Here is a 23,894-nt window from a genome sequence, read left to right on the forward strand (position 1 = left end):
CAGAATTGTCACATTTGAGAAAGATTTGAGAAAGAAGCATTTGCTATATTATTTCCAGGCGCCGGATGGCGCGAATATAGAGATATGGAGGTACGATATGGACATATTGGTTACAGAGAACTTAAAGAAGTACTACCGGATGGGAGAAAATGTAGTAAAGGCTTTGGATGGCGCCAGTCTTTCGGTCCGGCAAGGAGAATTCCTGGCGATCGTGGGTAAGTCCGGAAGCGGCAAATCCACGCTGCTTCATATGCTGGGAGGATTGGATTGGCCGACCAGCGGGAAGGTGATGATTGGACAGAAAGATATATCTCCCATGGATAAAGATGAACTTACGATATTCCGCCGGAGGAAGATAGGCTTTGTATTCCAGAACTATAACCTTCTTCCGCTGATGAATGTATATGAGAATATCGTCCTGCCCATCAAGCTGGACGGCATCCGTCCACAGAAGAGTCATGTCAATGAGATTATTAAAATGCTGGGCCTGGAGGACAAAAAGTCGGCTATGCCCTCCCAGCTCTCCGGGGGCCAGCAGCAGAGGGTGGCGTTAGCGAGGGCTCTGGCAGCCAAGCCGGCCATCATTCTGGCGGACGTAAACTGAACCCCATGTGCTTACTGTACATAGAGTGTACACAGTAGGATTACATGACAATATAGGTACATGATACACAAGTAATGAGAAAAAATGTGTATGGAGTAGGAAGAAAGTATTAATATCTGGTATGAGGGAAGAGAGCCTTGTAGCAGTTTTTTTATTGTCAATAATAGACAGGTTTACAGGAGGTATTTTGGTGGTATGTGTGAATAGCTTTCTCGTGGAAAACAAGGTAGTGTTGTGGTTGAAAAGGAAAGGAGAAGCATAAAATGAGTAAAAAATTTACAACACAACAGAAACTTATGCAGGCAACGCAGTATGGAATACGGGTGTATGCACAACAACGAGGAAACGGTAATGATAGTGAACGTTTAAAACTGGAGAAGATTGCAAATGAAATAGGAGAGTATTGGGGATTGGAGAAATCTGTGTCAGGTTATCCGAAACTTTTTGAGGAAATTATGCTTCAGGGGCTTTGGAGATATGCCAGTGAAATGCAATATACGCATGGAGAAGCGGAACAAGAACGGATCAAAGAAATATTGGATTTGGTGCATGAAATCCAGAATCAATAGTTTGGACCAATATAGCCAGGCAGCAAAAAAGGAGAAACCGCAAGACATACTTTCAAAATTAAAGGGAATGAAAGAAAAGTCACAGCCTCATGTGATTGAAGCTATGACCTTTCTTTTCCCTCGATGAGATATTCATAGGAAACATTAAAAATCTCAGTAAGCGCTTTTAATTCCACATCTGTGACGTAACGCTTATTGGTCTCAATTCTGGTGATCACATTTTTATCCATATCATATCCATTCAGCTGAAGCTGGTAGGCTAAGAGCCGCTGTGACATATTATGCTGGCGACGGAGTTCAATGAGCCTTTGGCTGATCAGGTTTTTCTCCCCGGTGGATGTTTTCGGTTTCGGCATATTTCTAATCCCTCCTGCAAATAGTGTTGGCAGGTTTGTCTCACTTTTTGCACTTTTTCTATTGATTTTACATGGGATTAGGAATACAATCGGTTGTAAAAGTGAGACAAGAAATATACGGAAATAGGATGATGGAATCGGTTGAAGAAAAACGGAGAGAATAAGAAAGAGCAATAGTACAAGAGAAATTTAAGAAGTGGCTGCTTTTCCGGTTTAGAGAAGCCCGGAAAAGAATGCGTTGATATCGGTATGGAAGATTTTAGCAAGGGCAACAAGTACCGAAACCTTGATGTTCATACGGTTAGTTTCCAGTTTGGCATAGGTACTTTTGGACATAGAAATTCCCATCAGGTTCAATTTTGCGACAACCTGATCCTGGGTAAGTTTATTCGCATAACGGATTGCCTGTATATTTTTTCCGATATCCATATCTGGTCTGATTTTCTGTATCATAAAGTCCTTCCATTTCTTGAATATTTCGCAATAAAGAAACTTTATATTGATTTTACTGGTTTCGCTTTTTATAATGTTTCGTAATAAGGAATTATTTGCAAGAAGGGTGATAGGTATGCACCAAAGGGATATAGAGCGGTTTGCTTTCCTGCTTTTATGCGGAAAGCGTGACAGGGAAATCCTGCTGGGAAAGGAAAAAATGACGTTTTCAGATTTGGACAGGCTGACGTATGTTTCTGATTTTCTAGGATTGAAGCTGTATAACTTAGAAATCTGGAATGAATATGCAGGACAGTTCAGTGAACAGTTTCGGCAGTTGGAATTGCTGTATGATGAAACCTGCAGCATTGTGTCCTGGGATCCGACAGAAGCAGATGAGCATTTACATGATAAATGGCTTCAGGAGTTTTGTACTCAGGTAGCGGATCAGGAAATGCGGAAACAGCTGGAACAGATCATCAAACAACAGTATCAGGAAAAAGAGATGGTAGATCCCACGGAGACAGACATCGTGTAGGTGTTTATCTTTTTTACAGAAAAGTGAAAAAGAAATTATAAAAGATAAAGAATGGAGATCCTGATAATAAATTTCAATTACTCATTAAAAATGGGGGATTTATTACTTGGTGAAAATATCATTTTTTGAAAGATGTTGACTCATTGATGTAGCAGTATTCTATGCAACTTTATACTTAGTTATTCTATAGCTAGAGATAGGAAATTTTTTCAAATTAAATAATATGGAAATGTAAAAAGTAGAAAACATACAGGAATATCGAAAAACATAGTTAAACTATATATAACAACACAAATGCAGAAAAATAAAGAATAATATATTGACATTGAGAAATATATGAGTTATTATATCGAATGAAAGGAGAAGGAAAGATGAATAACACAATCCTGAAATCCTTATCTGTAGAGAATTTTACTTCGTTTGCAGATAGGATTACATTTACAACAGAGACAGACATTAGTAAAAAAGAATTTCTTAATAACACATTTGAAAGTAGAGACATGATGTTTAATAAAGTGTCTTTTCTGTATGGTGCAAATGGTTCGGGAAAGACTTTCTTCTGTAAAATCATAAGAGAGATTCAAAGATTATTAGACTGGTCACCATTGTTGGCAATGAACAATTCTCAATTACTCTCTTTACCACAATTTAAAGAAATTGATGCTCCGGTAAAGCAATTTATGTTTGATGTGGCTTATCAAGAGCGTCCATCGAAGTTTGCAATAGAGATTGTTCTTGATGAAACTACATATTATTATGAGTTTTCGGTACGAGAAAAAAAGATTGAATCAGAGTTGCTCACAAAAAAATATCGTAGAACAGAAAAATTACTTGAAAGAACATCTTCCTTGTATAAAGATATTGTTTTACGCTCTGAATTAAAAGATTTTGAAAATAAGAAGCAGGCAGTTAAAGAAGAGGCTCTATGTCTTCCAGTAGCCGCATTATTGAACAACAGTTTGGCGTCTAAAATTGTTGACGCTATACAAGGAATACAAGTTGTTAGTATGACTGCAGCGAGATTAAAGCCTACGAAATCGAAAGAATCATTTTCAGAGGAGCGATTAAGAAAATATATTAATATTCTCCAGAAAGCAGATCCTACGTTAAGAGATATAAAGGTTTCTTTTGAAGAAGAAGAGATTGACCGTCAAAAAATTGAGACGGATGATTTTGAAAATCGAGAAATCATAGCTACTAAAACGACGGTAGGGGTAGATACGGCACATGCTGTTTATGAGAATGGAAAGGAGACAAGTAGTACACCTATGACTTTCTTTGCAGAAGAATCATTAGGTACTGTAAAACTTTTCACGGCATTACCATATCTGTATGATATTTTGGAATCAGGAGGGGTGCTTGTTATTGATGAGATTGAAAATGGATTGCATCTTTCTCTGGCTAAGGAGATAATTGGGCTTTTTACTAATGAGGAGAGTAATCCAAATCATGCACAACTTATATGTACATCGCATCAGCCACTTCTAGTTTCCGGTGAATATAGACGAGACCAGGTTTGGATTACGAGTAAAGATTTATATGGAAAAAGTTCATTACATAGAATGAGTGATTTGAAGACATCACGTGCAAAAGTTAATTTAACTAATCGAATTATTGAAGGGGCATTTGGATGTAACCCAGAAATGTTTTTTGAAAAATAACACATAAAATATGAAAAAGAAAAACACCGAGTTGCAGCCCGGTGTTCTGCAGGACGACAAAAGCAGCAGCCGTCGCTACAATATTAATAACCGTAACCATTGTATCACGCTTAATTGCTGTTTGCAATATGAAATTTGTGTCCAGAAAGGCAAAAAAATGCAGACTTTTTCTAAAAATGTGATTGAATATAGTAACTGTAAATTAAATTTTTAGAAAGAGGTATTTTTATGAGATTAAAGTACAAATATTACATTTGCCAATGCGGTAGAAAAGTTATTCCGTTTACCAACCCATGTAAATGTCCACATTGTGGGCGTATTACCCGTTTGAGATAAGGTAGGTGGGAAGTATGGGAAAAAATCAACATGTGACACCTCATCCAGATGGTGGATGGCAGGTAAAAGGACAAGGAAATAGCCGTGCAACGCTGAGGACTACAACTCAGAAAGAAGCAATAGATCGTGCACGTAGTATTTCACAAAACCAAGGATCTGAATTAGTTATTCATCGACCAAATGGACAAATTAGAGATAAAGATTCTCATGGAAGAGATCCATTTCCACCAAGAGGATAAATAGCTGAGAGGTAGTATGCCTGGATAGGGCATACTATCTCTGGTTTTAAGAGAAATGATGAAAACAAAAATTACAGCGGAGGTAATGATGTCAGTCGAGCAGTATCAAAAAAGTGTAAATACATTGGATAAAGAAATAGCAACTCTAGAAAAGAAGAAAGTAGAAGCTGATAAAAAATGTGCAGATATCCAATCGAAAATTAATTCGATTCAGAAGAATATTGCATCTAGAACTTCAGCTAATATGGTAGCTAGTAAAAAGAAACAAATAGCTAGTTTACAGGCGGAATATTCTAAAAAGATGTCTTCTAGTGCAGATGTTGGGAGAAAAATATCAGATAAGCGAAAAAAAGAAATGATGCATATTTGAAGTTACAGAAAGCACAGAAGGAAGAACAAAAAAAGCAAGAAATGTCATTAAAAAAGATGCAGAAAGCATATGAAAATAAAATAGAAGAACTTAATAATCAAGCAGTATTGCAGTTGCGTACAAATGATAATATCGAAAAAACGAACAATCAGCAGGAAATGGAAGAATATGATGTATTCGTTTCCCATGCATGGGAGGATAAAGAATCTTTTGCGGATGAATTTGTAGAATCTTTAAGAGAGTGTGGAGCTAAGGTATGGTATGATACAACCCAAATAAAATGGGGCGACTCTATGAGAAGCAAGATAGATGACGGGTTAAGGAAGTCTAAATTTGGCGTAGTAGTATTATCACCTGATTATATCAAGGATGGAAAATATTGGACAAAGACAGAATTAGACGGATTATTTCAGATAGAGAGTGTTAATGGGAAAATGCTTCTTCCAGTCTGGCATAATCTTACTAAAAAAGAGGTTATGGAATACAGCCCAATTGTTGCGAGTAAATTAGCAATGACAACGGCGAATATGACTCCGCAGGAAATGGCAAAAGAATTGTACAAATTATTATCTGAAGAATAAATATTGAATAAAAACAATATAACAATCGGAATAAACAGTTTTATTGTGCTCCGATTGTTCTTTAAATAATAAATTCCGATATGGCAGACATGGTGAATGGATATTCTCCGAGTGTTATGTTAGTGTGCAAGAGATAATGATAAATACCAGCATTTAGGAGATATGGAAGATAAACTATAACTTTCACAATTGTATGAGAATACAAGAAAAGAGAAATCTGCGACAGCAAAAATGCTTTCTTAGATTTTCTACCATTTCAATATGATGTTCTGTAAAATGAAAGCGATAACAAATTAGAATTGAGTACAACTCTATATAATAAAATGATTGTTTACAGAACTGGAAGGTGTAATTATGTGAAAGTTGAAGATATAAGTAGAAAGTAGGAGTTTAGAAAATGCTACTATATCATGGAACTCTACTAGAAAGTGGAGAAAAGATTATTCAAGAAGGAAAAATACGATGCCAAATTAAAAGAAGTCATGAAGGATATGAGAATATTATTGAAGGTACGACAGATGGATTTGTGTATTTGACACAGAATTTATATACTGCATATTATTATGGAAATATTCTACTTTTGGATCAGGATGACTATAATAAAAAGTATGTTTACATATTCAAAATAGAAATACCTGATGATAATATTTTATTAGAACCTGATTTTGACGAGTTAAAAGTAAGAAATAAGGTATATTCTAAAATATTACATGGAAAGAATGTTTGGAAATGTGCGGTTGTGCAAGAATAAGACAGGATATTACTATTAAAGGATTAGAATACATTAAGTTACCGGGAACAGGGAATAGACTTGAAGATATACAAGATGTAAAAATATGTTGTGAATTGTCCAAAATGCAATTGGGATATGCAAGAAGTTATGGAGAATTGGAAAAAGAGGTAGAAACACGTTGGAAATGGAAAAAGTTTGATGAATAAAGCAAACTTATAAGGATAGCAAAAAATAATGGAAGAAAGAGAATGTAACATGGAATCATCTGTTGCAAGTAGGTATTCCATGTTATTTATTATAGTTAGATAAAAAAATCACTGGAGAGGTAGTAGAAAGAATTGGAATAAATTGGAACAGATCATCAAACAACAGTATCAGGGAAAAGGGATGGTAGATCCCACAGAGACAGACATCGTATAGGTGCCTGTCTTTTTTCGCAGAAAATTAGGAAAAAGATTTCGAAGGGAGGTGATAGGAAACGTGAGTATCAGTATCCATGAGTTGCTGGCAGTAGCCAGGGAATCGGAAGGTGTGAAGGCAGTTAAGGGGGATGACATATTGTGTGAGAAACGCTTTGCGCCAGATACCCGGTATATGGTGGAGTTTTTGCTATTGGAACAAAAGGAACAGTTTGGAGAAAAGGGAGAGTATCATCGTTATTTTTTGACTAAGGAATCATATCGTGAATTGATCGATCTGCAGAATCAGGGAGTCCTGCGCTTTCAAAAGCAGGCGCTTGTTTTAGAGGGGACGCTGCATTATCTTCCAGCCCAGGCATTTGTCCGGGACCGGGAGTAGGAAGCTTAACAGGCTGGAAAAGAAAAAGTCTTTGCAGGAGCATGGCTCCGAGTCCGGGAGCTCTTTTACCGGAAATTTTTATAGAACGAGAAAGAAGGGAGTGGTAAGCGATGATCATTGGAATCGACCACGGGTATTACGCCATTAAAACAAAACAGGTGTGTTTCCCAACAGGGCTGATGCGATACACCTATGAACCTTATACTATGCAGAATGTTCTCCAATACGGAGGCGCTTATTATGTGTGTGGAACTGGGCGGCAGACTTTAGTGAAGGACAAGACTGCCAATGACAATTATTATCTTTTGACTCTGGCTGCACTGGCACAGGAGATTCGGAAGCGGAAAGGGGAGAAATCTGCCAAGGTTGTTCTTGCAGCCGGACTTCCCCTTACCGGATTTGGAAGGGAAAAACAGAAATTTAAGGAATATCTGTTTCGGAAGGAACAGCCTGTCCGCTTTTTCTACGAAGGGGAGCGCTATGAAATCCAGATTGAAGATGTGAAACTGTTCCCCCAGGGATACTCGGCTCTGGCTCTTTATCCGGAATACTTAAAAGATGAACCCTCTGTTCTTCTTGTGGATATCGGAGGATGGACGGTGGATCTGATGCGCCTTGATAATGCTGTTCCTAATGCAGCTACCTGCAGGAGTCTGGAACTGGGTGTCATTCGCTGTATGGATGAGATTCTGGAACAAGTGCGCAGAAACACCGGGCTGTCGATAACAGAGACACAGGTTGAGCGCATCTTACAGGGAAAGTCATGCAGCATGCCTGCGGAAGTGGTGTCTTTGATCGAGAAACAGGGCAGGCTTTACATTGAAAAGATATTGTCTGCGATCACCGAGGCGGGCTTTGATCTGCGGGCAGTTCCTTCCATTTTCATGGGAGGCGGGGCTACTATTTTTCAGCACCGTGTAAGCACCCAGGACCGCCTGTGTCGCCCGATTTACCTCACAGACATCCATGCCAACGCAGCCGGATATGAACGGATTGTGGGGCAGATGAGGACGCTGTGAGCCGCCCGGTCTTTTCCTTTCGCCCAAACCTTAAGAACCCGGAGCATGAAAAAGCGTGGCGGCTTTTGCTGGAAGTTCCGGCAGGACAGAGGAATCAGTATCTAGTGGATGTGATCTTAGAAAAAGACGAACGGGAAACTTTACGGAAATTGATTCAGGAGACTGTTCGGGAAGAACTGAAAAGTGGCGGTATGGAACAAATGCCAGCATGTGAAAAGGAAGAAATTCCCGGTCAGATGCTGGATTTTTTATTTCAGATGGAGCAGGAGTAAAGGGGGTGAGGCCTATGGACAAAGAAAATATGGCATTGTTGGATCTGCTTGGGTTTTGCATACATTTGACATGGATTCTTTAGTGGGTATTGTGAATAGCTTTCTTTCAAACTTTGGAGTATGTTGTGTATAACAAAACGAAAGGGGAAAACGCTTATGGCAGAGATGAAGAACATATGCGGAAAGATTCCGGTGGAATTACATGAGAAGGTAAGAGCCGAGATCGAAGAGAAAGAAACGAGTACACAGATATTTATCCGGCAGGTGATTGAAGAACACTTTAACAGACTGGAAGGCAAAGGAGAAGAGAGCATGGAAAAAAGAACATTAGCAGTACAGGTCACAGAGGAATTATTCCAAAGAGTCAAATGGGTAGTCGCGAAGGAAGGTATCAAACAGAAAGATTTTATCATCCGCATCATCGAGAAAGCGGTGGAAGAGGTAGAAGCCAAATGGCAGGAGCTAGAGCAGCCGGAAGAAACCGCAGAAGCAGACAGAATGGAAGAGTCTACAGAAGAGACTGATGAGGAAGAGATTATCGAAGAGGAAATTGAAGAGATGGAAACTGCGGAGGAAGAACCTGACGATGAGAGCTTCGAAGAATCCACAGAACTGGACGAGGAAGAACCAGATCCAGAACTTCCCGAAGATGCAGATGAGGAAGAAGAACTGCCAGAATCCGAGGAAGAAACCGAAGAGATTGCATAATGCCAAACAAATAGAACTATAAAACTTGCAGGCGGTGTGGGAAAGAAACCATGCCGCCTGTTTTTTCTCAGCAAAGGAGGTTGATAGCCGCAACCATTCGATTTTTTGATTTATTCAGCGGGATCGGGGGATTCCGGGAAGGGTTAAGACGTGCAGACGGTTTTACCTGTGTGGGGCACTGCGAGGTGGATGCTTATGCGGATAAGAACTACCGATTGCTGTTCGACACAGAAGGGGAGTGGTTTTGTAATGACGCAAGAAAAATCGAAACAGACCGAATGCCAGACTTTGATCTTTTGTGTGCAGGATTTCCTTGCCAGGCATTCTCTATCGCCGGAAAGCGGGGAGGATTTGCAGATGCCAGAGGAACTTTGTTCTTCGAGATTGCCAGACTGGTTGCAGACAAGCGACCTGCGTATTTCATCCTTGAAAATGTTCCCGGACTGCTTTCGCATGACAAAGGCAGGACGTTTCACACCATCCTCAGTACGTTATCTGAGCTGGGGTACGGTGTGGAATGGAAAGTGCTTAACAGCAAGGATTTTGGAGTCCCCCAATCCAGAAAGCGGGTGTATCTTGTCGGATATCTTGATCGAAGATGTGCCGGAAAAATATTACCTTTCCCAACAGCAAATGGAACGCCTCTTGTTCAAGTCCAGACGGGCAGACAGGGGAAACGGATCTACAAAGCCGAAGGCTTAAGCTGTACTCTGACTTCCGGAGCCGGAGGTGTGGGTGGTAAGACAGGGTTGTATGAGGTAGGTATTCCTATTAAAGAGAATACCAAGCAGGGTTATAAGATGGCGTATCCGAGAGATAGCATTGACTTAGGCTATGCAGGAATGAACACACGGAGAGGGCGTGTGGGGCATCAGATTGCCCATACCCTGACCACCGGAATCCAGCAGGGAACGCTTCATTTTGTGGATCTGTCTCCACCTCCTCTTATCACAGAGCATTGCAGATGTCTGAATACCAGACAGTCTGGCATCCATAATCACAAAGGGGAATGTTCCGGTGTCTTAAAAGAGGAAGGTGCCAGGGCAGTGCTGACTCCGGGAAGGGAAGAAACCCGGCAGAATGGCCGGAGGATGAAGGAACCGGAAGAGCCGATGTTTACCATTACTGCCACAGACCGCCATGGAGTTGCCTATCGGGGCAGAATCCGAAAACTGGTGCCAAGGGAGTGTCTGCGGCTGCAGGGTTTTTATGACTGGCAGATTGACCGTACCGAACAGGATACTTCGGACAGCCAGCTTTATAAACAGGCGGGAAATGGAGTGACCGTCAACGTGATCGAAGCCATAGGAACACTTCTTCGGCAGGCAGATGCGGAAATCCGGGCAGAGGATGAAAAGACAAAGAGGTAAGGCGGTATGGCAATTGGAATTCAGGATCAGTACTTCGGTACAGAAATTGAAATGACAGGTATTACCCGTCAGAGGGCTGCAGAGGTAGTCGCAGAACTATTTGGAACAAGGGCAGTTTGTGATGGTGGGTATTATGGAGTCTGGTCTGTGACAGATCAGGAAGGGAAGAAGTGGAAGTTTATGTATGATGGCAGTATCTATACGGAACGCAGGGAGCGTGGACGCATGGTTCGTGCCGGAAGTGAATACAGTACCGAAATGGTCAGTCCCAAACTTTCCTATGGAGAGATGGGCAAATTGCAGGAAGTAGTGCGGTGTTTGAGGCGCCATGGGGCAAAGGTGAATGCGTCCTGCGGGCAGCATGTTCATGTGGACGCTTCCAACCATACCCCAAGAAGCCTCAAAAATGCTATGACCATCATGTATTCCAAAGAGGATATTCTGTTCAAGGCATTGAAAGTACAGACTTCCAGAGAAAGCAACTATTGTCAGAAAGTACGCCCCATTGTGCTGGAAAAAATCCGCAGAATGCCAAACAACACCATTTCCATGGAAAAGCTGAAACAGATCTGGTATGGAGGCAGGGATGGAAGTCATAATCATTATGACAGTAGCCGATATTATGCCTTAAACCTTCATGCGGTGTTTTCGAAGGGAACGCTGGAATGGCGGTGTTTTGAAAGCACTCTCCATGCAGGAAAAGTACGGGCAAATATCACGCTGGCTCTTGCCATTTCCGCTCAGGCCATCAATCAGAAATGTACCCAGATGCGGAAAACAGAGATTACCGAGAATCCTGCGTTTACATTCCGTACCTTTTTACTGCGGTTGGGGCTTATCGGACCGGAATATAAGAATGTCCGGGAACATCTGCTTGCCAACCTGGAAGGGGATCGGGCGTGGAGATATGACCGCAGTCAGTATGAATGTTTGAATAGAAATCATCGGGCAGAGGATGCCCGATAGGAGGTAGAGATGAAAGAAACGTATTATTTTGCCTATGGCAGTAACATGAACTTAGACCAGATGGCGTACCGCTGTCCGGCAGCTTTTGTTGTGGAGAATGTCAAGCTGGACGGGTATCGCCTGACTTTCTGTGGCAGGGGAAAGGGAAGCGGTGTTGCTACCATTCTGCCAGAAGAGGGAAGCCGGGTGGAAGGAGTGCTTTGGAAACTCACACCGGAGTGTGAAAAAAGACTGGACTTTTATGAAGGATATCCACACCTGTATGGAAAGGAGCCTGTTCTTGTTCAGGGAAAGGATGGTGTGAAACGGGAAGTCATGGCATATACCATGAATGCACCCTATAAGGATCAGCCTGCCATTCCCTCAGACCTTTATTTTATGGGGATTGTGGAAGGCTGCCATCAGAATGGGATTTCCAGCCGCTCTGTGACCGATGCGTTAAAGCGTGTCCGGGAGGAAGTGGGCAGACAGAAACCCAGCCAAAAGAAAACAGAAGTCAGCAGATAACAAAGCCGCAGGGGAAAGCCTCTGCGGTATTTTTAACGAAAAAAGGAGAATGCAATGAAGAGTAGGAATATCAAAACAAGACTTGCAGCCTTTGGGCTCGCATTGCTCATGGGCATTAGTCCGCTTGGAAATTTGGCGGATGTCCATGCGGCAGAAATGCAAAATCTTTCAGAACCAGTAACAGAGAATGCAAAAATATTTGAAACGGAACAGACAGAGGAGGTTTCAGAGGTTACCGGACAGCTGGTAACAGCAGAAGATATCACGAAAGACATTTCCGACAAGGATTTTATGGCAGAGACTTGTATGGAAGGCATCCATTACGATTTGGAAAAAGAGGATGTTACCTTAGAACGGATCGAAGCAGAGGATGGAAGTGCCTACCATCCAGACCAGGCAGGGACTTATATTGCAACTTACTGGGTTGTGCCAAAAGATGCGCGTGACAGTTATTCAGTTACTCGTAAGATTATCCTGACGGATACGGAAGGACAGGCCCATGCAGAAGAAAACGGTGGGCAGAAACAGAAAGAGGATACGAAATCCGAAGAAGATTCGGAGACGCCTGTGCAGGAGATCCCGGATGTGGAAGTAACGGTATCCGGGGAAGATGCAGATGCACAGGCAGCAAGGGAACTGGAAGAAAAGATTGAGGATGGGGAAGTGATGATGCTTTCCGGTGCAGAAAATACCTTTACTGCAAGGGAAACCGTACATCTGGAAAAAGGAGAGACCATTTACTATCCAAGTTATATTGGAAATTATCTGACCTGCTGGTTTACGGTGAATGGAAAGATTGCCTACTGTCTGGAATCCCATCGCTCTTCACCGCCGAGTGGAGATTATATAGCACAGGTGCTTGACAGCAATAAGAATTTGCAGAAGGTGCTGTATTATGGCTATGGCGGCGCCGGGGATATTACCGGAAGTTATCTGTCCGGGAAAAGTGCAGAAGAGAAATATGTATATACCCATATCGCAGCCAGTTATGCTTACGCAGGTGAGGCAGGATTTACGGGATGCAAGTATGAGGATCTGGTAAACGCAGGGGTGATCGCTTATATTGACCATCTGTTTGCTATGGAAGAACCGCCGAAAGGGGAGATTTCTCTTTCTAAAACATCCGTAAAAGCAGTCCGTGATGGAAAGGTGCAGAAAACACCGGATATCACATTGTCCGGGAATCACCGAAACTACATTTCAGTCCATGTACCAAAAGACATCACCATTTATAACAAGACAAAGGGAACTTCCGCAGAGAATGGTGCGCTGAAGATCTATGGCGGGGATACCTTTTATTTGACTGCCCCAATGCTTCATACCGGAAAATATTCCTCCGGGGAGCTGCATGGCTCTGTAGGGGAAACCTGGAGAACGTTGGTATTATCTACAGGAAACAGCAATCAGGACATTGGAGTCTTTGAATCGGAGAAAGCCAATCCGGTAAGTTTTACGGTAGACTGGCTGGAGATGACAAGGATCGAGCTTTTAAAACAGGATGCGGATACCAAGAATCCTTTAGACGGTGCAGTGTATGGCATTTATACAGACAGCAAGTGTGAGCATCTTTTGATGGAAATGCCAGTCACCGGGGAAGAGGCAAAAGCAGTCAGTGATTATTTTGAGGCAGCCATCAAAACAGTATATGTGAAGGAGATCAAGGCTCCAGACAAGTATGCACAGAGTGATGTGATCCATAAGGTGGATGTGAAAGCCGGAAAAACGGTCACCATCTCAGCAACCGATGAGAGGGTGAAAGGTGCTGTCCATATCCAAAAGATCGATAAGGAGACACAGGCCTTTCTTCCCCAGGGGGATAGTTCCCTTGCCGGGGCTGTGTATGGTCTGTATGCCAGAGAGGATATCGTCCACCCGGATGGAAAGACGGGGGTTCTGTTCAAAAAAGACAGCCTCATCGCACAGGGCGTGATCAAGGAGGATGGTACCTTAGATTTTTCCGAATTGTATCTGGGAAAAATGTATGTGAAAGAGATCACTCCGCCGGAAGGCTATACGGTAGATCCAACAGAGTATGAGGTGGATCTTGCCTACGAAGGACAGGAAGTGGCAGAGGTAACCAGGGATCTGACGGTACAGGAACAGGTGAAAAAGCAGGCGTTCCAGCTGATCAAGATCAGCGAAGATGGAGACCAGACAGAAACAGACCTTGTGGAAGGGGCAGGTTTTAAGGTGTATCTGGTCAGCAGCCTTTCCAAAGTAGAGAGTGGGGAATTACAGCCATCCAATGGGGAACAGTTTACTGCGGAAGATTTCCGAGGTTATGATTTCAGTAAGGAAGAGGGGGCAGTGACCTATGTGGATGGCAAGGCTGTCCCGGTACCGGAGCTGATCACAGATAAAAAGGGATATGCCCTCAGTCCGGAACTTGCGTATGGTCTTTATGTGGTAGAAGAGAGTACGGTGCCGGAGAATTTAAAAGCCATCGATCCGTTTTTGGTAAAGGTAGATGAGGACAGCAGAGAACCGATGGTATGGAGGATCTTCGATGACCGTCCGTTTGAGTTTTTGTTAAAGATCGTGAAAAAGGATGCACAGACAGGAAATCCGGTCTTGAAGGCAGGCACATCCTATAAAATCTTTGATATGGAAAAAGAGGAATATGTAGAGCAGACGGTATTCTATCCGAAGAAAGAGACGATTAGTGTTTTCAAGACCAATGAGGAAGGCTATCTGGTAACACCGGAAGAACTGAAATGTTCTACTTACCGGATCGAAGAAGTGAAAGCACCGGAAGGGTTTGTAAGACAGGGATATGAGAGTTCCTTGTATGAAGGGGAAAAAGTAATTTCTCCATTGGAGGTGACCGGAAAAGGCAGTTACAAAGAGAACCCGAAAGAGGGAGTCGTGATCACTGTTTCTTCCGATACCGCCCATCAGATCGATCCAGATACCGGGGCAGTCATCGTGGAAGCCTGGCAGCCAAACGATGAGCAGGTGGGAAGCCTGACACTGACCAAAACCGGGGAACAGCCAGTGGAAGTGAAGGGGGATTCCCTGCTTGCAAAGGCAAAGAGACTGGCAGGAAAGATCAAAGATGCAGTGACCGGAGAGGATACCGATACCGGAGTGTTCCATGATTTTGTCTATGAAGAATCCGGTGTGGAAGGGGCAGCCTTTGAACTGTATGCCAAGGACACCATTTATTCCCCGGACGGAGCAAAGGATGAGCAGGGCAATCCGGTCATCCGTTATGAAAAAGACGATCTGGTGGCAACTTTAGTGATCGATACAGAAGGAAAGGCAGTGGTAAATAATCTTCCATTGGGTTCTTATTATATGAAAGAAACCATAGCAGGCGACCATTTCGTATTGAACCCGGAACAGAAAGAATTTACCCTGACCGCAGAGGATGATACGCAGGCAGTGGTTTATGAAGGGGTTGCTTATAAAAATGAGCGACAGAAGATTTCCATTTCTGTAGAAAAGAAGGATGCAGCCACAGAAGAGAAGCTGGAAGGCGTGATTTTTGGTTTGTATGCCAAAGAAGATATCCTCTCCCAGCAGGGTGAGATTCTTGTAGAAAAGGACACTCTGCTGGAGAAGAAAGCAACGGATGAAAACGGTCAGCTTACCTTTGACAGCGACCTGTATCATGGAAAATATTATGTAAAAGAGGAAGTGAGAAAACCGGGATATCTTCCAAATGAAGAAATCTGGGAGATTGATGCCTCTTACACAGACCAGAACCTTGCAGAAATCAAGCTGACAAAAGAAGTGGAAAACCAGCCGACTGAGAGCCAGTTTACGAAAACCGATGCAACAACCGGGGAAGAACTGGAAGGCGCGAAGCTTCAGATCATCGATAAAGAGGGCAACATCGTAGAAGAGTGGATCAGTACAAAAGAACCGCACGTAGTCTATGGATTGCCAGAAGGAACGTATATCCTTTACGAAGAACTGCCGCCTTATGCAGAAGGGTATGTGTCTGCAGAAGATATCGAGTTTGAAGTAAAAGAAGATGGCAGTGTGACCAAGGTGGAGATGAAGGATGATTATTCCAAAGTGGAAATTTCCAAGACGGATATTACCACAGGCGAGGAACTGGAAGGAGCCAAGCTGCAGATCTTAAATAAAGAGGGTGAGATTCTGGAAGAGTGGGTAACGGATGGAAAGCCTCATCTGGTAGAGAAACTTCCGGTAGGGGAAGAGCTGACTCTGCGTGAGATCACAGCGCCGGAAGGCTATGAGATTGCAGAAGATGTGGAATTCACATTGGAAGATACCATGGAAATCCAGAAGGTGGAAATGAAAGATGCAAGAACACCGGAAACACCAGGTGTACCGCAGACAGGGGATGACCACTGGAAACCAATCCTGTTGTTTGTTCTTCTGGGAGCATCAGCAGCCGGACTCATGGCAACCATGATTTATAAGAAGAAACGTGGAAAGACAGAAAAAGCAGATGAAACGAAAAAAGAAGAATAAGCTGTGGATGTTGCAGGCAGCCTTGTGCGGTGTCTGTATCCTCAGTGCAGCTCTGCTTTATCAGGATTATGTGACCGTTCCCCGGAAGAATCGGGAACTGGTGGAGGCGTTAAAAACCTGCTTCCCGGAGGAACTTCCTCCGGGCGGTGGTTCTCTGGGACAGAAAGAGGAACAGGCTGGAAGAGAAACGGAAGTGTCTGCGGTTGATCTTCGCTCTCTCCAGAGTCAGTATCCGGATGTTCGGGGCTGGCTTACAATCCCGGAGAGTGGCATCGATTATCCGGTACTGCAGAGCAGCCCGGAAGAACCGGAGTATTATCTGCGGAGAGATTACCGGGGAAACTACGACATCAATGGAAGTTTGTTCCTCCAGGCAGACTGCATTCTGGGAGAATCGGGGAAGCTGACCATCTACGGTCACAACATGAACAGCGGTGCAATGTTCGGGAATCTGGATCAGTACGCCTCCTATGAGTACTGGAAAGCACATCCCAGCGTGTTCTTTCAGACACCGGAAGGCATGGAGGAGTACCAGATAGCGGCAGTTTTGAAAGCCGATGTGTCCATGTTCGACTTCCAGCAGATTTCCTTTCAGAACCAGCGGGAAGCAGAGGCATATGTAGAACAGGCAAAAGAATTGGCGCTGTTCGAGACTGGGGTAGATGGTACAGGTTGTGAAAAACTCTGACGCTGGTGACTTGCTCTTATGAGTGGAAACAAGCCCGGAACATCCTTGTAGCAGTAAAAGCAGGGGCTTAAAAGGGAAAAGTGTTCAACAGTGGGAACTTTCTTCCAGTCTCTGGATATCTACAGTACTCTTCAGAGTCAGTAATGTCAGGAAGTGTTCAAAACTACCAGAAAAGTGCAGAATGTGAGACGAACTGTAATGGGGAGTGGCACTGCAACACAAAAACTGTTCGAAGTTAGGGAAGATGCAACGAATTATGGCGGCTTGTGTAGTCCTGTAGTGTTGGAAAAGTGTTCAACAGTGGGTGCTTTTCCAGCTCTTTGGTGGCTTTCTGGAACTGAAGCTGCCGGGAAGTGTTTGAAAGTACCCCAAAAGTGCAGAATGTGAGACACGACTGCATAAAAAAGACAGTACCATCATATACAAAAGTGTTCGAGGATATAGGATGTGCAACGAAATGTGGTGTGATGTAGTGTTAGAAAGTGTTCAAAGACTGGGACTTTTGCAACTATCTGGATGTATCTGCCATCTATTGGAAGAGTATTTTTGAGAAGCATTTAAAAGAAAATCTCTGTTCAATTGCCTGAAAAAGCGTTACAATCATTCCATAAAGACAGGGAGGTGTTCCATGGATCAGAAAGAACAAACAAAGTGCATGGGTTCAGACGGAATGCAGAAAATGAACGGCGTTATCAATGCCGATCTCATGACTGTGGAAGAGATTCATCAGAAACTTTTGCAGAATTTCGCCGGAGGCATGGAAAAAATAAATGTGAAAGGAGGAAGAAGATGCAGGTTGTCATCGAGATACCAAAAGAAGTATTGTATGATACAAAGCAAACGATAGAACAAGCAACAGACTTTGCAAAAAGAGCAACTGCATTGGGATTTTATAAGCAATATGGGGTATCGGTGGAATTGTGTTCTCAGATTGCTGGCATAACAGAGAAAAAATTTATATCAGAAGCAAAACGTAGTTTTATAGGATAGCAAAAACCAGATGCGTAGAATGTGAAATACAAGATCTTTTGTGCTTGACAAGTGTGTCAGAAGCGGTTACACTATGCCTAGTGATCGCACTACAGAAACTTGTGAAGCCTGTAGTCCGGAGAGACTCCTACGGGGGTCTTTTCGTTATTATAGGACAGATAAGAAATGGTTTTGAGTGGTGTAAGACTTATTGAAAAGCCTAAAAAGTAGTTGAAGATACACACTGGGTGAATTATAATGAATTTTATCATATATGAGTAGGTGATGCGAATGAATCAGGAAGCACAGGAATATTATAATATTGCCAGTTGGACAAAAGATAAAGTAAATTACAATCGGATATCAAAATTTAATACGAATAAACATAGACAGGTTTTACATGGACAAATATGGTTTTGTGATTTGGGATACAACATAGGAACGGAGAAAAATAAAATGCGTCCGGTACTGGTGATGTCCAATAATAAAATCAATAATTCTGAAAAAGTGGTAGTTGTTTGTATTACCGATGCAAAAGGAAAAGTAAACGCAAGATGTTTGCCGATTCAGGATTCATGGTTTTTGTTATATTCTGATACAGAAGATGAAGAAAAGCAAGTGATTCCGGGAAGAACGATACCAGCGTCTATGCATACTTATGAATTTTTGGATAAAGACAGTATGATTCAGTGTGAGGAGATACGTGCAGTTAGTAAGGCAAGGCTGGATGCAAATCGAGGATGTATTGGTACTTTAACACCGGAAGATTTTGATCTTGTAAAAGGAAAATTCAAAAGAGCATACAATCTGTAAAATGTGACTGCTAAAAATTTGTTGACAAAGAGAAGGTAGTTGCATATAATAAAGAAGAACAGAGATACTATGATTAAGTCCCACACTTGAGCAATCAAGATACAGTGGGTACTTTATAAATGTTTAAACGAAGCCGTAGGACCGTAAGGTATAGCTTCTGGAGGCTCCCCAGTTTATCTGGGGAGTTTTTCTTTGGAAAGATTTATGATAATAAAAAATGAAAGTAATAAGAAATCAGGCAGGATATGTTCCCGTAAAAGGAAGGTATCCTGCCTTTTTTGCATGAAAGAGAGGACATTCATATGAGAAAATTTTATACAGCAGAAGCAGTAACTGAAGGACACCCGGACAAATTATGTGACCAGATTGCAGATGCAATCTTGGATGTGTGTCTGAAGAATGATGAAAATTCCAGAGTAGCCTGCGAAGTGCTTGCTACAAAAGGAAATATTATTGTGGCGGGAGAGATTACCAGTGCCTATGAACCGGATGTGTTTGCAGTCGTGCGAAAGGTACTATCTGATGTAGGTTATTCCAGCGAAGGGGTTACTATGGATACCTTTGTCCATCGACAGAGTCCCGATATCGCAGAAGCGGTCAATGCTTCAAAAGAACGAAGGGGAGGAGTGTCTGACAATCAGATAGACTGGTTCCAAGGAGCAGGGGATCAGGGTGTGATGATCGGATATGCTTGTGATGAAACGAAGCAGCTCATGCCCATGCCCGTGGTGTTGGCCAATCGGATTGTCAGGGAATTATCTGCCTGTAGACAAAGCTCTTATATTCAGGGAATCTTACCAGATGGGAAAGCACAGGTGACGGTAGAATATGAAAATGGAAAGCCTGTTCGACTGGACAGTGTAGTAGTGTCTTGTCAGCATAAGGAAGAAAAAGATTTGAAAAAGCTGGAGGCAGAGATCCGAAAGAAGGTGTTGCTGCCGGCTCTTCGTCCCTTGCCACCGGATGAGGAAACTAAGATTTATATCAATCCATCGGGGCGTTTTGTCTGTGGAGGGCTGGATGCAGATACGGGACTGACCGGAAGGAAGCTAATGGTAGACAGTTATGGAAGCATGGTTCCCCATGGTGGCGGTGCATTTGCCGGGAAGGATTGTTCAAAAGTAGACCGCTCTGCAGCTTATATGGCCAGATATATCGCTAAGAATATCGTAGCTGCGGGGCTTGCCAGCAAGTGTCAGGTGTCTTTGGCTTATGCAATCGGAGTGGCACAGCCAGTTATGGTGCAGGTGGACACGTTTGGTACGGGAAACGTGTGTGCGGATGACTGTTTGGAGCTGGCAATCCCCCTGGTGTTTGGGCTGACTCCGAAGCAGATCGTGGATACCCTGCGCCTTACCCGTCCTATTTTCCGACAGACAGCTGCCTTCGGGCATTTCGGGAGAAAAGAGTTTCCGTGGGAGCATACCGATAAGGCAGAAGCTCTTCGCAATGCGGTGATCTGATGGCTTGGGTTACCGAAGAAGAATATCGGGCAGCCAAGCAGGTGAGAGCCTATGAGTATCTGCAGACATATCAGCCGGGGAGACTGAAAAAAACACGGACAAGAAATGAATGGCAGCTTCAGGATCATGACAGTTTCAAAATCAACGAGATTACCAGCAAATGGCATTGGAAGTCCAGGAATATTGGCGGAATGTCTGCTCTGCGGTTTTTGATGCAGGTAGATGGCATGGAATATACGGAAGCAGTAAAAATCTTGTGTGAGCAGACGCCTGTGTATGTTCCCAGAGCAGAACCAGCCCCTAAGAAGAACTTTTCCCTGCCTTTACCCAACGACAGTTTTTACCGGGTGCGGAGATATTTGAACCAAAGGGGAATCCGGGATGAGGTACTGGATTACTGTGTACAGCTGGGAATCCTTTATGAGAGCGCCCCACACCATAACGCTGTTTTTGTTGGAATGGATGAGCAGGGGCAGGCAAAGTATGCGTTTTTACGGGGAATCTATGACAACCGGGGAAAGAACTTCCGGATGGAACAGGAAGGCAGTGAAAAACAATACAGCTTTTGTGTTCCACCTCTTGGGAATAGCTGTCGGGTGGCAGTATATGAAGCCTGTATTGACGCCCTTGCCCATATGACGCTGGAAGATGGACCGACAGATAAGTACCGTCTGTCTCTAGGGGGCATTGCAGCACCAAAAGAAGGAGAGGAACGGGCAACGAAGAAGATGAAACGTCCAGATGCATTGGAACATTTCCTAAAAGAGCATCCGGAGGTGACAGAAATTGAGATCTGCACCGATAACGATTTTGCCGGACGATGGGCGTGTGCGCAGTTAAAAGAGCAGTATGGAGAAAAATATACCGTAGTTTGTAACTTACCGCAGATGGAAGGTGCAGACTATGGAGACCTGGCAAAACAGGCAGGGGAAAAACAGAAGAAACAGCAAAAGGAAAGAGGGAGGTGAGGCAAATGGAAGATACGATCAAAATAGAATTATTGACACCGCTGACAGGAACCTTTATTCCAAATGAGATGGAACAAGATTGGGAAGAAGAGGATTACAATGACTTTGAAGAAGAACAGGTATTTTTTGAAGGAGATGATTTAACGGAGTATGCTTCTGTGATTCAGGAAAAGATTGCAGAATACAACCGTGTCGGACATGACGATGATAAGACCGATAATCTGATGGATTATTTTGACGGAAGTGTTGCTATTAAAGAAAAGGTGGTGTCTGCAGTTCCATCGGTGAAAGAATCGGATGGTGTGTTATATGGCTGTACAACTTTAGAATTGAAGGAGTATCTGGAAACGGAAGAATTATCGGAACTGTGTGAATATCTCACCGGACAGTATAGTGATGGATGGGGAGAAGGGTTTGAACAGCAGGAAATTCAGGTTGATGGTGGAGAACTTCATGTCCATTTCTGGCAGCCGAGGGACTATCTTTTTGAACAGGTCAAGCCGGAGATACAGAATAAGCAAGAACCGGAAAAGAAAAAGCCGAAGATGGAGGTCTTAGGAAGAGATGGAAATGTGTTTATTATTTTAGGAGCTGTGGCAGGTTTGTTGATTAAAGAAGGGATGGATCAGCAGGCGAATGAAATGTATAAACGGGTGATGCAGTCAGGTAATTATTATCAGGCTTTGCATATCATCAGTGAGTATGTGGAAACTGAATTGAGTGTATCAGATGAAAAATCGCAGGCAAGAAAATCGCAGCTTTTGGAATGTATTCAGAGCAATAAAAAGAAAAGTAAAAAACAGCCGGAGCGCTGATAAGAAAGGATGATGCCTATGGAAAATACCCTGCAGTTAGGGAACTTATTGAAAGAAGGAACGTACCCGGAAGAATATACCGGAGGGGAGAAGTGGACAATTTTACATGGAGATACGCTGAAGCTGGTGAAAGCATTCCAGCCGGGAATCTTTGATGCAGTGATTACCGATCCGCCTTATGCGTCCGGGGGAACAAAGCAGAATGAAAGAAACCGTACCACCAATCAGAAATATAGCAGTATGAAGGCAGAGAATGCACTGCCGGATTTTGATGGGGATAACAAGGACCAGCGTTCCTGGACCCACTGGATGACAGAGTGGCTCTACGATGTGCGGAAAGCCTGTAAAGTCGGTGCACCAATCTGCCTGTTTATTGACTGGAGACAATATCCCTCTATTACCGATGCACTCCAGTGGGCAGGCTGGATCTGGAGAGGAACTGCGGTGTGGGATAAGGGAAACTCCCGTCCGCAGAAAGGACGTTTTCGCCAGCAGGCTGAATATATTGTGTGGGGCAGTAACGGACCCATGCCCATCAGCCGTCCGGTGTCTTGTCTTCCCGGTGTGTTCCGTTATGGGAATACCCAGAACCGTATCCATGTGACAGAGAAACCGTTACAGCTGATGAAAGATGTGATCCAGATCTGTGAGCCGGGCGGCAGGATCTTAGATCCCTTTGCCGGAGCCGGAACGACGGTCCTCGCAGCTGTAGAGGAAGGCTATGAGGCAGTAGGTATCGAGGTAACAGATGCCTATTATAAGCTGGGCAGTGATCGGGTGAAGTTTGCACTGGAAGCAAAGGAAAAAGAAGAGAGCGAAAAATAGCAAGGGCATCCACATGGATGTCCAACTTTGTTTCAGAAGAAGAAAGGTGCATCCACATGGATGCAGGAAAGGGGGCTTATGGACAGAGTCTATGATGTAACCATCCGAGAAGTGCGTGAAAAGACCGTTGCGGTGAAAGCATCCAGCAAAGAAGAAGCAGAAAAAGGATGCCGTATGTATGGCCCTGGTACCAGCGAATATGACATTCAGTCTGTTCAATATGAAGCCGTGGAACGGAAACAGGAACAGACATTTGAGATTGAAATCCGAAAAAGTTGTACCATCCGCAAATCTATCTCTGCACATTCCAGGGAAGAAGCGGTAGAACGGGCAGAGATACTGTATGAGGACGGTGGCTTTGATGCTGAATTTGATGAAAGCACGATGGATGTGAGTTTTGAGGTAAAAACAGAAAGAGCAAAGAAAAAGGAACAGGTACGATAGGAGATGAGGCGATGGAACAGGCGATGGCCTATGTGTGTTGTCCGGCAGAAGAAAGCAGGGTGAAGGTGCAGCGATATTGCCGGAAGATTTATGAGTTGGGATATGTTCCCATTTGTCCAAGGTTTGGATTTCTGCCATTTTTGGAGGAAGGGGAAGCTGAGGATCAGCAGGCATATAATCGGATGTCCCATTTGATCTTAAAGCGGTGCCGGATGGTGGTGGTCTGTGGAAAAGAGGTGACTGGAACCATGAATACCGATATCAGTACCGCAGACCGATTGCATATCATCTGCACCACATTAGATGGATTGATCAAGATTAAAGAAAAGGAATCATAATCGATTCTGCGTGGGGGAGTCGATGGAAATCGGTGGAACTGGTTTTGCAAGCATAGCGTTTGGATA

Annotated in this window: 25 protein-coding genes and 2 pseudogenes; 25 read left to right on the plus strand and 2 right to left on the minus strand. The window is 43.3% G+C overall.

Features of this window, described 5'->3' with window-relative positions:
- Positions 1-97 precede the first annotated feature (97 nt).
- A pseudogene (locus tag K0036_RS04590) lies at positions 98-595 on the plus strand (ABC transporter ATP-binding protein); the annotation flags it as partial.
- Between the two features lie 272 nt (positions 596-867).
- The gene (locus K0036_RS04595; protein ID WP_118188688.1) at positions 868-1,173 is read left to right on the plus strand and encodes a hypothetical protein; all 306 of its coding nucleotides are present in this window, start codon (positions 868-870) and stop codon (positions 1,171-1,173) included.
- A gap of 101 nt (positions 1,174-1,274) precedes the next feature.
- On the opposite strand, the gene K0036_RS04600 is transcribed toward K0036_RS04595, so the two are convergent.
- Positions 1,275-1,529: a helix-turn-helix domain-containing protein gene (locus tag K0036_RS04600; protein ID WP_118188687.1), complete on the minus strand. Its 255-nt coding sequence runs from the start codon at positions 1,527-1,529 to the stop codon at positions 1,275-1,277.
- A gap of 213 nt (positions 1,530-1,742) precedes the next feature.
- Complete coding sequence (locus K0036_RS04605) at positions 1,743-1,979, minus strand: helix-turn-helix domain-containing protein (RefSeq protein WP_220431276.1); 237 nt, start codon at positions 1,977-1,979, stop codon at positions 1,743-1,745.
- 118 nt (positions 1,980-2,097) lie between these two features.
- Here K0036_RS04605 and K0036_RS04610 point away from each other — a divergent pair, with 118 nt between their 5' ends.
- The 23 genes and pseudogenes from K0036_RS04610 (at position 2,098) to K0036_RS04715 (ending at position 23,828) form a co-directional block, all read left to right on the plus strand.
- Positions 2,098-2,499, plus strand: a complete 402-nt coding sequence (locus tag K0036_RS04610) for a hypothetical protein (protein WP_118188686.1) — start codon at positions 2,098-2,100, stop codon at positions 2,497-2,499.
- A 371-nt stretch (positions 2,500-2,870) separates the two neighbouring features.
- Positions 2,871-4,160, plus strand: coding sequence for an AAA family ATPase (locus K0036_RS04615; RefSeq protein WP_118188685.1), 1,290 nt, complete (start codon positions 2,871-2,873; stop codon positions 4,158-4,160).
- 350 nt (positions 4,161-4,510) lie between these two features.
- The gene (locus K0036_RS04620) at positions 4,511-4,735 is read left to right on the plus strand and encodes a DUF2188 domain-containing protein (protein ID WP_118188684.1); all 225 of its coding nucleotides are present in this window, start codon (positions 4,511-4,513) and stop codon (positions 4,733-4,735) included.
- Between the two features lie 58 nt (positions 4,736-4,793).
- Complete coding sequence (locus K0036_RS19000; RefSeq protein ID WP_259283392.1) at positions 4,794-5,105, plus strand: hypothetical protein; 312 nt, start codon at positions 4,794-4,796, stop codon at positions 5,103-5,105.
- On the plus strand, positions 5,102-5,686 hold the full coding sequence (locus tag K0036_RS04625) for a toll/interleukin-1 receptor domain-containing protein (RefSeq protein ID WP_259283393.1): 585 nt from the start codon (positions 5,102-5,104) through the stop codon (positions 5,684-5,686). The genes K0036_RS19000 and K0036_RS04625 overlap by 4 nt, the downstream gene beginning before the upstream one ends.
- A gap of 397 nt (positions 5,687-6,083) precedes the next feature.
- A complete protein-coding gene (locus K0036_RS04630) occupies positions 6,084-6,437 on the plus strand; it encodes a hypothetical protein (RefSeq protein WP_118188683.1) in 354 nt (117 codons plus the stop codon).
- 462 nt (positions 6,438-6,899) lie between these two features.
- Positions 6,900-7,217, plus strand: coding sequence for a DUF5720 family protein (locus tag K0036_RS04635; RefSeq protein ID WP_118188681.1), 318 nt, complete (start codon positions 6,900-6,902; stop codon positions 7,215-7,217).
- 110 nt (positions 7,218-7,327) lie between these two features.
- The gene (locus K0036_RS04640; RefSeq protein WP_118188680.1) at positions 7,328-8,236 is read left to right on the plus strand and encodes a ParM/StbA family protein; all 909 of its coding nucleotides are present in this window, start codon (positions 7,328-7,330) and stop codon (positions 8,234-8,236) included.
- A complete protein-coding gene (locus K0036_RS04645) occupies positions 8,233-8,508 on the plus strand; it encodes a hypothetical protein (protein ID WP_118188679.1) in 276 nt (91 codons plus the stop codon). Before K0036_RS04640 ends, K0036_RS04645 begins: the two co-directional genes overlap by 4 nt.
- Positions 8,509-8,664: 156 nt before the next feature.
- A complete protein-coding gene (locus K0036_RS04650) occupies positions 8,665-9,216 on the plus strand; it encodes a hypothetical protein (RefSeq protein ID WP_187305832.1) in 552 nt (183 codons plus the stop codon).
- A gap of 80 nt (positions 9,217-9,296) precedes the next feature.
- Positions 9,297-10,586 carry a DNA (cytosine-5-)-methyltransferase gene (dcm, locus tag K0036_RS04655; protein ID WP_330414529.1) on the plus strand — a complete coding sequence of 430 codons (1,290 nt, stop codon included), beginning with the start codon at positions 9,297-9,299 and terminating at the stop codon, positions 10,584-10,586.
- 6 nt (positions 10,587-10,592) lie between these two features.
- Positions 10,593-11,552 carry an amidoligase family protein gene (locus tag K0036_RS04660; protein WP_118188677.1) on the plus strand — a complete coding sequence of 320 codons (960 nt, stop codon included), beginning with the start codon at positions 10,593-10,595 and terminating at the stop codon, positions 11,550-11,552.
- A 9-nt stretch (positions 11,553-11,561) separates the two neighbouring features.
- Positions 11,562-12,059: a gamma-glutamylcyclotransferase family protein gene (locus K0036_RS04665; RefSeq protein ID WP_118188676.1), complete on the plus strand. Its 498-nt coding sequence runs from the start codon at positions 11,562-11,564 to the stop codon at positions 12,057-12,059.
- Between the two features lie 54 nt (positions 12,060-12,113).
- Positions 12,114-16,505 (plus strand): SpaA isopeptide-forming pilin-related protein, encoded by a 4,392-nt coding sequence (locus tag K0036_RS04670; RefSeq protein WP_220430857.1) that lies wholly within the window; start codon positions 12,114-12,116, stop codon positions 16,503-16,505.
- A pseudogene (locus K0036_RS04675) lies at positions 16,483-17,264 on the plus strand (class B sortase). The gene K0036_RS04670 and the pseudogene K0036_RS04675 overlap by 23 nt, the downstream one beginning before the upstream one ends.
- A gap of 718 nt (positions 17,265-17,982) precedes the next feature.
- A complete protein-coding gene (locus tag K0036_RS04680; RefSeq protein ID WP_177968239.1) occupies positions 17,983-18,183 on the plus strand; it encodes a UPF0175 family protein in 201 nt (66 codons plus the stop codon).
- Positions 18,184-18,453: 270 nt separating this feature from the next.
- Positions 18,454-18,975, plus strand: coding sequence for a type II toxin-antitoxin system PemK/MazF family toxin (locus K0036_RS04685; protein WP_118188671.1), 522 nt, complete (start codon positions 18,454-18,456; stop codon positions 18,973-18,975).
- Positions 18,976-19,277: 302 nt separating this feature from the next.
- A complete protein-coding gene (gene metK / locus K0036_RS04690) occupies positions 19,278-20,438 on the plus strand; it encodes a methionine adenosyltransferase (RefSeq protein ID WP_118188670.1) in 1,161 nt (386 codons plus the stop codon).
- Positions 20,438-21,406, plus strand: a complete 969-nt coding sequence (locus K0036_RS04695) for a DUF3991 and TOPRIM domain-containing protein (RefSeq protein ID WP_118188669.1) — start codon at positions 20,438-20,440, stop codon at positions 21,404-21,406. The genes metK and K0036_RS04695 overlap by 1 nt, the downstream gene beginning before the upstream one ends.
- Before the next feature lie 5 nt (positions 21,407-21,411).
- Positions 21,412-22,221, plus strand: coding sequence for a hypothetical protein (locus tag K0036_RS04700; RefSeq protein WP_243035254.1), 810 nt, complete (start codon positions 21,412-21,414; stop codon positions 22,219-22,221).
- An 18-nt stretch (positions 22,222-22,239) separates the two neighbouring features.
- A complete protein-coding gene (locus K0036_RS04705) occupies positions 22,240-23,046 on the plus strand; it encodes a DNA-methyltransferase (protein ID WP_330627226.1) in 807 nt (268 codons plus the stop codon).
- 27 nt (positions 23,047-23,073) lie between these two features.
- Positions 23,074-23,490, plus strand: a complete 417-nt coding sequence (locus K0036_RS04710) for a hypothetical protein (protein WP_118188667.1) — start codon at positions 23,074-23,076, stop codon at positions 23,488-23,490.
- Between the two features lie 11 nt (positions 23,491-23,501).
- A complete protein-coding gene (locus K0036_RS04715; RefSeq protein WP_118188666.1) occupies positions 23,502-23,828 on the plus strand; it encodes a hypothetical protein in 327 nt (108 codons plus the stop codon).
- Positions 23,829-23,894 lie beyond the last annotated feature (66 nt).

This window comes from [Clostridium] scindens (assembly GCF_019597925.1).
Classification (GTDB): domain Bacteria; phylum Bacillota; class Clostridia; order Lachnospirales; family Lachnospiraceae; genus Clostridium_AP.